The sequence below is a fragment of the Moorena sp. SIO4G3 genome (genome assembly GCF_010692305.1).
Classification (GTDB): Bacteria; Cyanobacteriota; Cyanobacteriia; order Cyanobacteriales; family Coleofasciculaceae; genus Moorena; species Moorena producens_A.
This window is the reverse complement of sequence record NZ_JAAHIG010000191.1, coordinates 1-9473: the sequence shown is the minus strand read 5'-3', so window position 1 is coordinate 9473 and position 9473 is coordinate 1. Positions and strand designations below refer to the sequence as shown.

Below are 9473 nucleotides of genomic sequence, written 5' to 3'. Positions count from 1 at the left end.
GATCGATTTCCGGACTCCCCCCTTATTAAGGGGGGCTGGGGGGGATCGAGTTAGGAAATGGGATAGAAAGGGTTTGCTCTCCCCTTGGTTATTTGGGCAGAAGGGGGAAAAACTAGAGAGATTTCCGGACTCCCCCCTTATTAAGGGGGGCTGGGGGGGATCGAGTTAGGAAATGGCATAGAAAGAGTTTACTCTCCCCTTGGTTATTTGGGCAGAAGCCAGAGAAACTGGATCGATTTCCGGACTCCCCCCTTATTAAGGGGGGCTGGGGGGGATCGAGTTAGGAAATGGGATAGAAAGGGTTTGCTCTCCCCTTGGTTATTTGGGCAGAAGGGGGAAAAACTAGAGAGATTTCCGGACTCCCCCCTTATTAAGGGGGGCTGGGGGGGATCGAGTTAGGAAATGGCATAGAAAGAGTTTACTCTCCCCTTGGTTATTTGGGCAGAAGCCAGAGAAACTGGATCGATTTCCGGACTCCCCCCTTATTAAGGGGGGCTGGGGGGGATCGAGTTAGGAAATGGGATAGAAAGGGTTTGCTCTCCCCTTGGTTATTTGGGCAGAAGGGGGAGAAACTAGAGAGATTTCCGGACTCCCCCCTTATTAAGGGGGGCTGGGGGGGATCGAGTTAGGAAATGGGATAGAAAGGGTTTGCTCTCCCCTTGGTTATTTGGGCGGAAGGGAGAGAAACTAGATCGATTTCCGGACTCCCCCCTTATTAAGGGGGGCTGGGGGGGATCGACTAGAAAATGGGATAGAAAGGGTTTGCTCTCCCCTTGGTTATTTGGGCGGAAGGGAGAGAAACTAGATCGATTTCCGGACTCCCCCCTTATTAAGGGGGGCTGGGGGGGATCGAGTTAGGAAATGGGATAGAAAGAGTTTACTCTCCCCTTGGTTATTTGGGCGGAAGGGGGAGAAACTAGAGAGATTTCCGGACTCCCCCCTTATTAAGGGGGGCTGGGGGGGATCGACTATAAAATGGGATAAAAAACGCGATGTCACTCCCCCAATCTAACTCTATTATCCTAATCCCTAAAAAAAATCGATGATCAGCAAAGATTCGCAACTTATTGAATTTTTAAACAGCTCTAGGTTGTGCTAGGGGGAAGCTCACTGCTGATCCGAACGCACACTGCTTCAAAATTATGCAATACTTCATCATTGGTAAATCGAATTACTTTTAATCCATAACCTTCAAGAATGTGAGTTCTTTCTTCGTCATAAGCTTGGCCAGCTTCTGTATAATGAGAATCTCCATCAACTTCAATAACTAATTTTAAAGCAGCACAATAAAAGTCAACAATAAAATTCGCTATTGGTCTTTGTCGCAAGACTCTAAACTTAAAATTTTTCAAATAGTCAGACCACAGCTTTTTCTCGGCTGGAGTCATAGTTTTCCTTAATTCTCTAGCTCTGCTTACTAAATTGTAATTATAAGGAAGATGGAATTCTTTTTGTTGGCGATCGCACATTTTAAAATAATCGAGTTTGTGGTTTGTTGCATGGGTTGAGATCCCCCTAAATCCCCCTTAATAAGGGGGACTTTTCCGATCGATTTCCGGACTTTCCCCTTTGATAAGGAAATGTTATAAACAGCGATGGTATGTAGGAGGCGCTACGGGAACGGATTCCCCCAATCTAACACCTAATCTCTAATTACTAATTCATAATTCATAATTTATAAACAAATGCGATAGTCTGATCCGCTACGCGCTCCAATGATTACAGTCTCAAATTAAATGCGATCGCTTTTATTAAATAATCAAATAAATAAAAAAAAATATGAATTTTTGCAAAAAAAATAAAAAATACTTGACAAAATAAATAATTATTATTTACCATAAAAATGTCGCAAATACAACAACAAAAAACATTATGGACATCGAAAACTTTCTCCCAAATTTTGAGTATAATCCCAACAATCCTAATCTCCCTGAATTATTTGGCCAACCCCAGCCAGGACGGGAGCAAATCAAACATATATTGATCGGTTCTCCCAAAATCGTCCGGGTCACAATCTATAATCTTTATAGCCGTGGCTACGCCCAAGTTCATGAGTGGAGCACTCCTCAACCTACCGGAAATTCTGGTGAGGTGATCAGTATATTGATTCGACATCTGTTGGTAGATTAAGATAGCAAGTTGCCAGGGATTAGCATCCCTGGCGGCAGGTCAAAACTCAGGAGAAAGTACGACGTCTGAAGTCTGAAATATAAGTTTGTATGTTGTTGATTTGGTGAACACATAGTCAAGGATCCTAGGGATTTTGACTATTACAAGAAATAATTCGGTCAAGGATTGGAATTAACCAGAACTTGACCGAATTTTTTTTATTTTGATTAGGGAATCGGGAATCGGGAATCGGGAATCGGGAATCGGGTAAATGTTGCGTAGGGTGTGTTAGGGGCGGGCTTGCCCTCATGTTCAACCTCTTTGCCCCTGAAGTCGCCCCGTAACGCACCAACCAAAGACTTGCTTGCGACAATGCAATAGTTTTTTTTGCCCAGCCACCCTGGCAACACTTACCACTTTTACCACCCTTTGCATATTCTAAAACATTGTGTTAATATAACAATATCGTTAAAGCAATGGTTTTATGGCCATGATGATTTCTACCGCACAAGCTGCTGAATTACTAGGTATCTCTGCCACTCGCGTTCGTTTCCTGTTGAGCAAGGGCAGAGTCAAAGGAGCTTATAAGGTCGGTAGAACTTGGGTGATTCCTTTATTTGATGGCATGCCAGTCGTTACCCCTGGCACTCGCGGACCGAAGCGGAATTGGTCAAAGCGTACAAATTACACTAAGGCGGTCATCCACGTTAATCAGAAAGTGATTCGCCAAAATCTCAAGACCGGCGAACGCAATCCAGTGATAACCGTCAAACGTGGCTCTAAAAATACTTACGGTCATACTGTCGAAGTCAATGGCCCTTGTCGGGTCATGTATCGCCCAGATAATCCCCTACATTGTGGAGCACGGGTATGGATTGAGACGATTTCTGATTTTAAGGTAATTGCATAAGGGGTCAGCGGTCAGTGGTCAGCGGTCAGGTTCATGTAGGGTGGGCAGTGCAGCACAAGACAGATAATTTAGCTTGCAAACCACGTTGCACTGCCCACCATACGATTAATAGACCTCTTGCTGAGCAAGGGTGTGGAAAGTGTGGTTGGTTTGGGGCGAGAAGAGGAAAAAACAGGAGAGTTTAGGTTACAGAGCTAGGTTTTTAGTATTTAGCGATTTGCTTTTCATTGGAGAGAGTAAAATTCTCTAAAGAAACCTTTGCTGAATAGGCAATCCCATCCCGCTGATACAAAATTAATAGGCTATTTGCCTTTAGAACCTTGTAACCCAAAAATTTATCTACTCCAGTTAGGACTTCCTGATAGTCATTACCCTTGGGATGTGTCAATGCTATTGTCATACTATCATCATTTGTTAATCTTCCATCACCATTGGTATCTTCTTTAATAAGTTGGTATAAAACGGCTATAACTGGTTTCGATTTAAGCCTATTATTTTCTTTATCATTAGTTTCTGAAATGAAGCGATCGCTAGCAATTAAATAATCATTCTTAGCAAAGAGCCATTTGCTATTACCTGTTTCACTATCCAAAAACAAATAGTTTCTAGTTGAGCGTGTAGACTTACTATAATAGGACTGGGTATAAGATTGATCTGAGTGAAGCGGCACCATTAGATAGGTTGTTCCATCAACTTCCTTGAGATTACCCAGCTCCCACTCTTGAGAGCTTGAGCTATCGTCATCAACATTAACAATGTTAATCCCCTGCCGCTCTCTGGTACTGCTTCTGACTATCTCGATAGCACCAAAAGCCAAAACAGCTATTGCTAGCAACCCACTAGCCATAATAACAATAGCATTAAAGCGCCACACAAAACGAAAAAATTTATTGTCTTCCATTTTTGTTCATCTTTGACGGTTCAAGGTTCACTATTGACTTAACTATTGCTCTGATAGGATATCTCCCAAGTTTTTTTATACTGAATTTTGCCCCCCTAGCCCCCCAACTTTGGGGGGAACAAGAGTCAATTTGCTTCTAAAAGTCCCCCAAAATTGGGGGATTTAGGGGGCTTGGATGTAGCCAATGAGACTTCTCAGACAACCTCTGAGTAATAACAGTCAATATGAGGTAAAATTAGGTAATATTATTAAACTAGTCAAGTTTTGGGAGGATACTATGATCTCTGCAGCGATCGCTTACTTTGGACTTCTAGCTGGTGCCACTGTTGTGGCTCTGACTCTATTTTTTGGACTTAGAGCAGTTAAGTTAATCTAACTACTTTTGTTTCCATAATCATTAAAGCAGTATGGCGGATTGAAACATTTAATTGTTTTGATTATTTCCGCCTACTGTAGCGCTATACATAAAAATCTATAGTTATCAAGTTATAGTTAACCAGCTATAGTTATAGCGAGCTATACTTAGCCAGATCTACTCTCGTTAGTCAAACAAGCTTCAATTGTTGCTACCACCGACTGAGCTAGAGCAGTGAGTTCATACCCGCCCTCTAAACCAAAAACAATCCGACGAGTTAGTTGCAAACAATAGTTAGTAAATAGCCCATAATCTTCTGGCTGCAAGGCAATATTTGCCAAGGGATCGGCGGCATTAGCGTCATAACCAGCACTGACAATCAATAAATCTGGCTGAAATTTGGTTAAACATGGCATCACTTTCTGTTCAAACATAGGCTGGTAATCTGCTAACGTGCTGCCTGGTGCCATGGGAAGATTGAGGACATTATTGTGAAACCCCTGTTCACTGGCTTGGCCTGTACCAGGATAGCAAGGGGATTGATGAAGGGAGATGTAGGCAATGCGAGCATCTCGTTCCACAACATCTTGAGTGCCATTGCCGTGATGAACATCCCAGTCTAGGATGGCAACTCGTTCGACTCCCGATTGCTCTAAGGCATAGTAAGCTGCGATCGCAGCATTGGAAAATAAGCAAAATCCCATCCCTCTCTGACGTTCAGCATGATGACCAGGGGGACGGGCTAGAACGAAGGCTGAATTATTGGTAGTGAGGACTTGATCTACCGCATCTAGCCAAGCACTAACGGCGAGTAGGGCAACGTCGTAACTGCGGGGGGATATCCCTGTGTCCGCATCTAACCTGCCACCATTACTCAAGGCGATTTCTTCAACTGTCTCAATGTAGCGCTGGCTATGAATTTGTTGTACTAGGGGCATCACTCGACGAGTTTCCACCGCTGTCGGTAACTGCCACTTAATTTGTTCAGCCCAAGGTGCAGCTTTGATGGCATCCACAATCGCAGTTAAACGTTCTGGTCGTTCTGGGTGAAACCGACCGTTATCGTGTTCAAGAAACTCATCGGAGTAAATGACTGGAAACATAGTATAGCACGATTCAGCCAAAATGATGGAAAAACGTTTCAGAGCAAGGTACTTGTGAATAAATTAACCTTGCGGATTACTTCATCAGGTGATCCCTAAAGATACCAAACACGACACCAAAGGCGATTATAGCTAGAGCGAGGGAGACAGGGATTAAATCTGGTCTCAAAACGAAGGCAAAAATAGCTAAGCCAATCAAAACATAGGATAGTTTCATCAAAAACTCCTTAGTTATTGGGAACCGATACTTTTTAGCTACCAAAGTCTACCAAGATAGACCAAGGCTCGCCAAGGCAAGATGCGATCGCATCCAGGGTGTATCTACGCGCTTCACGAAGAAATATTCCTCGTGCGCCATAAAAATGTCAAAAAATTTTGTTCCACCGGGATAGAGAGCGCAACTATTAAACCCTTGGTTTTCGGCTTTAATTTAAGTTACATAATAATCCTTTTCGGTGTTACCCTAATTCAAGTCTAACAAATAATAAGATGTTTTGGTAGACTATGCGACATTTTCGATTATATTTTACTCACCTCTGACGTTTTGTCAGGGGAGGAAAACAACCTGGTGGCATAAACCGCCAGTCAACATGAACAAGAACAGGTGAATTTTCTAAGCTACCCTAGGAAATTTTCTGTCTTTTTCCCATAATTTTTGCACAAGAACCGCGAATCTGCTCATTGTCTAAGCCTTGCCTGTGGTTCTGTTAGCGGCTATAGTATAGATTTTGTGTTAAAATTTAAAAATAACCAGCCAAATTTGAAAAAAAAACGTGTTAAAAGCCTCTTTTGAGAGATTTTAACCGATTTATTTAGCAAAATCCTCGATAATAAGGGAGTTTGTCCAACTATGAGTACATCCCAAGAACGCATTGTCCCGACAAATTTGCGGAACGAAATGTCCCGGTCTTATTTAGAATACGCCATGAGCGTTATTGTAGGTCGGGCATTACCAGATGCCAGGGATGGGCTCAAGCCAGTACACCGAAGAATTCTCTATGCCATGCATGAGCTGGGCTTAAGCCCAGACCGTCCATTCCGGAAATGCGCTCGTGTGGTAGGGGAAGTGTTGGGTAAGTATCATCCCCATGGGGATACTGCTGTTTATGACGCTTTGGTGCGCATGGCTCAGGATTTTTCCATGCGATCGCCTCTAATTAATGGTCATGGAAATTTTGGCTCAGTAGACAACGACCCCCCAGCGGCAATGCGTTACACAGAGTGCCGCTTGCAAGCGATCGCTACCAATGCCCTACTCCGGGACATTGAGTCAGAAACTGTAGACTTCGTTGATAACTTTGACGGTTCCCAGCAAGAACCGACTGTCTTACCGGCACGGATTCCCCAATTACTGCTCAATGGCTCATCGGGGATTGCTGTGGGTATGGCAACCAATATCCCCCCTCATAACCTGGGAGAGTTGGTGGATGGCTTAGTTGGCCTGATCCATAATCCCGAAATCACTGATAAGGAGTTAAGGCGGTATATCCCTGGTCCAGATTTCCCCACTGGGGCACAGATTTTAGGAACATCGGGTATTAAAGATGCTTACACCAGTGGTAGGGGTTCTATCACCATGCGAGGTGTGGCAGAAATTGAAACGATTGGGCAACGAGGTCGTCCAGACAAGGAAGCCATTATTATTACTGAGCTACCTTACCAAACCAATAAGGCAAGCTTAATCGAAAAGATTGCTGAATTGGTTAATGATAAGCGCATTGATGGCATTTCCGATATTCGGGATGAAAGCGATCGCAATGGCATGCGCATCGTAATCGAACTAAAGCGCGATGCTTATCCCAAAGTTGTCCTGAACAATCTCTACAAGCAAACCCCCCTCCAAACCAATTTTGGAGCAAATATGCTAGCCCTGGTGGGCAATGAACCCCAATTGCTGACCATAAAGCAGTTCTTAAACGTCTTCCTGGATTTCCGCATTGAAACCATTACCCGACGGACTCAATATCAATTGCGCAAAGCTGAGGAACGGGATCATTTACTGCAAGGGTTACTAATTGCCCTAGATAGCTTAGATGCTGTGATTGCCGTGATTCGGGGGGCGGCAGATACGACTACAGCACGAGGACAATTAGTTACAGAATTTAGTCTATCTGAAGCCCAAGCTGATGCTATTTTGCAAATGCAGCTGCGCCGTCTGACTGCTTTGGAAGCCCAAAAGATTCAAGCTGAGCATGAGGAATTACAAGTTAGGATTGCGGATTTACGGGATATCCTAGCTCGCCGAAGTCGCATCCTGGAGATTATTGAAACTGAAGCCCAGCAACTGAAACAGAACTTTGCCACACCACGCCGCACACAAATTCAACAGGTTGAAGGGGAACTAGATGATACTGACCTGATTGCTAATGAAAAAGCTGTGATTCTGCTGACTGAGCAAGGGTATATCAAACGCATGCCTGTGGATGAGTTTAGAGCTCAAGCTCGGGCAACTCGTGGTAAAGCTGCTGCCAGGATCAAAGATGATGATGAGGTAGAGCATTTCTTCACTTGCTGCGACCACGATAGCATTTTATTTTTTAGCGATCGCGGTGTAGTGTACTCTCTGCGTGCCTACCAAATCCCGGCTGCATCTCGCACCGCCAGGGGGGTACCGATTGTGCAGATGTTACCCATTCCCCACGAAGAAAAAATTACTTCTATTGTACCGGTATCTGAATTTACAGATGATGAATATCTAGTCATGTTAACCCACAAGGGTTACATCAAGAAAACTGCTCTAGATGCTTTCAGCAAAATTCGGGCAAATGGATTAATTGCTATTTCCCTTGGGGAAGGAGACCAGTTGCGGTGGGTACTTCGTGCTAGGCAAGAAGACAGCATCATAATTGGGTCTCGTCATGGCATGGCAATTCACTTCAAGTGTGACAATGATCAACTCCGCCCCCTCGGTCGTGCGACCAGAGGAGTTAAGGCTATGAAACTCAAGGGTGATGATGAATTAATCGGTATGGATATTTTGTCCGGTCAAATCATCGCTAGTCTAGCTGCTACTGAGGATTCAGAGGAAGAGACAGAAGACCTTAGTGATTCTGAGATGGTGGAAACAGCGGCTCAGGGTCCTTGGGTATTAATTGTTACCATGGGAGGCTATGGCAAGCGGGTACCGGTATCCCAATTCCGGCTACAAAACCGTGCTGGTATGGGAGTTCGCTCAACCAAATTCCGTTTACCCAAAGACCAACTGGCAGCACTACAGGTAGTTAATGAAGGGGATGAATTGATGATAGTCACTAGTCGAGGGATTATCATTCGTCAAGCTGTTGATGCTATTTCTCCCCAATCTCGTATGGCAACTGGGGTCAGAGTGCAAAAGTTAGATGATGAAGATGCGATCGCAGCGGTTGCTTTGGTCCCCATTTCAGATCAAGAGCCGGAAATCGAAGAGCCGGAAATCGAAGAGCCGGAAATCGAAGAGCAGGCAATCGCAAAGCAGGAACAGTCAGTAGATTCAGAAAAATAGGCCACTAGAAGTTAACCTACAATAGGTTTTTGTAGACGGTTAACCGTCAATCGTCTACAAAACCCACCTTAACTAAACTAATAAACCGGTGCTCTAGGAGGCAAATCAAATGATTCAAACTGCCAAAAAGTTTTACACATTTGAAGAGTATCTTTCCTACCATGATGACCAAAAAGTTGGGTTTCAAGCCCCGTCCTTCGTTGGCCTTTGGCCACGCTACGCGAACGACGGCTTTTAAAAAATCTGTTAGAATATGCATAGTGGCCTAGCACAGACAGGATTCGTCGGTACTGTCATAACTTCACGACGTAAAGCGATGTTAGCACCTGAGGCGCGAAAAACCTCATTAAAAACGTATGGATCCTAACAGATACTGAAAACCAGTAAAGCTTGCACATTGAATACTAAAGTACCGTGGGGCACACGGGAACTGAGGAAACTCAACGCTTAGGGAGATAAGCCCACTGGGGTTAGTTAAATTAGGCTCAATACTTGGTTTTTAAACGGGTATTCGGCTTAAGTATTGCCTTTGACGGATAGCTAATTTTAGCGATGCAGCGCGGTCTTGGGGGTTTCCCCCATGAGCGACTGCATCAAGACAAGGCATGTCGAGG

Annotated in this window: 10 protein-coding genes; 5 read left to right on the top strand and 5 right to left on the bottom strand. The window is 44.1% G+C overall.

Annotation, left to right across the window (positions count from 1 at the left end; genetic code table 11):
- Window positions 1-1085: 1085 nt before the first annotated feature.
- Window positions 1086-1469 carry an endonuclease domain-containing protein gene (locus tag F6J99_RS27130; RefSeq protein WP_070395178.1) on the bottom strand — a complete coding sequence of 128 codons (384 nt, stop codon included), beginning with the start codon at window positions 1467-1469 and terminating at the stop codon, window positions 1086-1088.
- Between the two features lie 403 nt (window positions 1470-1872).
- Between F6J99_RS27130 and F6J99_RS27125 the strand changes: the two genes are divergently transcribed.
- Window positions 1873-2130 (top strand): hypothetical protein, encoded by a 258-nt coding sequence (locus F6J99_RS27125; protein WP_293117118.1) that lies wholly within the window; start codon window positions 1873-1875, stop codon window positions 2128-2130.
- 124 nt (window positions 2131-2254) lie between these two features.
- Here the strand turns inward: F6J99_RS27125 and F6J99_RS27120 are convergent, their stop codons facing one another.
- Window positions 2255-2419: a hypothetical protein gene (locus tag F6J99_RS27120; RefSeq protein ID WP_293117116.1), complete on the bottom strand. Its 165-nt coding sequence runs from the start codon at window positions 2417-2419 to the stop codon at window positions 2255-2257.
- Between the two features lie 180 nt (window positions 2420-2599).
- On the opposite strand from F6J99_RS27120, the gene F6J99_RS27115 reads away from it, so the two are divergent.
- Window positions 2600-3019, top strand: coding sequence for a helix-turn-helix domain-containing protein (locus F6J99_RS27115; RefSeq protein WP_293117132.1), 420 nt, complete (start codon window positions 2600-2602; stop codon window positions 3017-3019).
- A 202-nt stretch (window positions 3020-3221) separates the two neighbouring features.
- On the opposite strand, the gene F6J99_RS27110 is transcribed toward F6J99_RS27115, so the two are convergent.
- Window positions 3222-3920: a hypothetical protein gene (locus tag F6J99_RS27110; RefSeq protein ID WP_293117114.1), complete on the bottom strand. Its 699-nt coding sequence runs from the start codon at window positions 3918-3920 to the stop codon at window positions 3222-3224.
- Window positions 3921-4104: 184 nt separating this feature from the next.
- Here F6J99_RS27110 and F6J99_RS27105 point away from each other — a divergent pair, with 184 nt between their 5' ends.
- Entirely contained in the window at window positions 4105-4296 is a 192-nt protein-coding gene (locus F6J99_RS27105; protein ID WP_293117111.1) for a cytochrome b6-f complex subunit PetL, read from the top strand.
- A 146-nt stretch (window positions 4297-4442) separates the two neighbouring features.
- Here the strand turns inward: F6J99_RS27105 and F6J99_RS27100 are convergent, their stop codons facing one another.
- Together F6J99_RS27100 and F6J99_RS27095 are read right to left on the bottom strand one after the other, a co-directional pair.
- Window positions 4443-5378, bottom strand: a complete 936-nt coding sequence (locus F6J99_RS27100) for a histone deacetylase (RefSeq protein ID WP_293117108.1) — start codon at window positions 5376-5378, stop codon at window positions 4443-4445.
- 76 nt (window positions 5379-5454) lie between these two features.
- Entirely contained in the window at window positions 5455-5595 is a 141-nt protein-coding gene (locus tag F6J99_RS27095; RefSeq protein ID WP_158517518.1) for a hypothetical protein, read from the bottom strand.
- Window positions 5596-6228: 633 nt separating this feature from the next.
- On the opposite strand from F6J99_RS27095, the gene gyrA reads away from it, so the two are divergent.
- Together gyrA and F6J99_RS27085 are read left to right on the top strand one after the other, a co-directional pair.
- Window positions 6229-8859, top strand: coding sequence for a DNA gyrase subunit A (gene gyrA, locus F6J99_RS27090; RefSeq protein WP_293117104.1), 2631 nt, complete (start codon window positions 6229-6231; stop codon window positions 8857-8859).
- Between the two features lie 109 nt (window positions 8860-8968).
- Window positions 8969-9097 carry a hypothetical protein gene (locus F6J99_RS27085; protein WP_293117103.1) on the top strand — a complete coding sequence of 43 codons (129 nt, stop codon included), beginning with the start codon at window positions 8969-8971 and terminating at the stop codon, window positions 9095-9097.
- Window positions 9098-9473 lie beyond the last annotated feature (376 nt).

Bases quoted from the DNA above. Each gene is read 5' to 3' on its own strand.
- F6J99_RS27110 (WP_293117114.1), bottom strand. From the start codon at position 3,920: ATGGAAGACAATAAATTTTTTCGTTTTGTGTGGCGCTTTAATGCTATT.
- F6J99_RS27125 (WP_293117118.1), top strand. From the start codon at position 1,873: ATGGACATCGAAAACTTTCTCCCAAATTTTGAGTATAATCCCAACAAT.
- F6J99_RS27100 (WP_293117108.1), bottom strand. From the start codon at position 5,378: ATGTTTCCAGTCATTTACTCCGATGAGTTTCTTGAACACGATAACGGT.
- F6J99_RS27095 (WP_158517518.1), bottom strand. From the start codon at position 5,595: ATGAAACTATCCTATGTTTTGATTGGCTTAGCTATTTTTGCCTTCGTT.
- F6J99_RS27085 (WP_293117103.1), top strand. From the start codon at position 8,969: ATGATTCAAACTGCCAAAAAGTTTTACACATTTGAAGAGTATCTTTCC.
- F6J99_RS27120 (WP_293117116.1), bottom strand. From the start codon at position 2,419: ATGAGGGCAAGCCCGCCCCTAACACACCCTACGCAACATTTACCCGAT.
- F6J99_RS27130 (WP_070395178.1), bottom strand. From the start codon at position 1,469: ATGTGCGATCGCCAACAAAAAGAATTCCATCTTCCTTATAATTACAAT.
- F6J99_RS27105 (WP_293117111.1), top strand. From the start codon at position 4,105: ATGAGACTTCTCAGACAACCTCTGAGTAATAACAGTCAATATGAGGTA.
- F6J99_RS27115 (WP_293117132.1), top strand. From the start codon at position 2,600: ATGATGATTTCTACCGCACAAGCTGCTGAATTACTAGGTATCTCTGCC.
- gyrA (WP_293117104.1), top strand. From the start codon at position 6,229: ATGAGTACATCCCAAGAACGCATTGTCCCGACAAATTTGCGGAACGAA.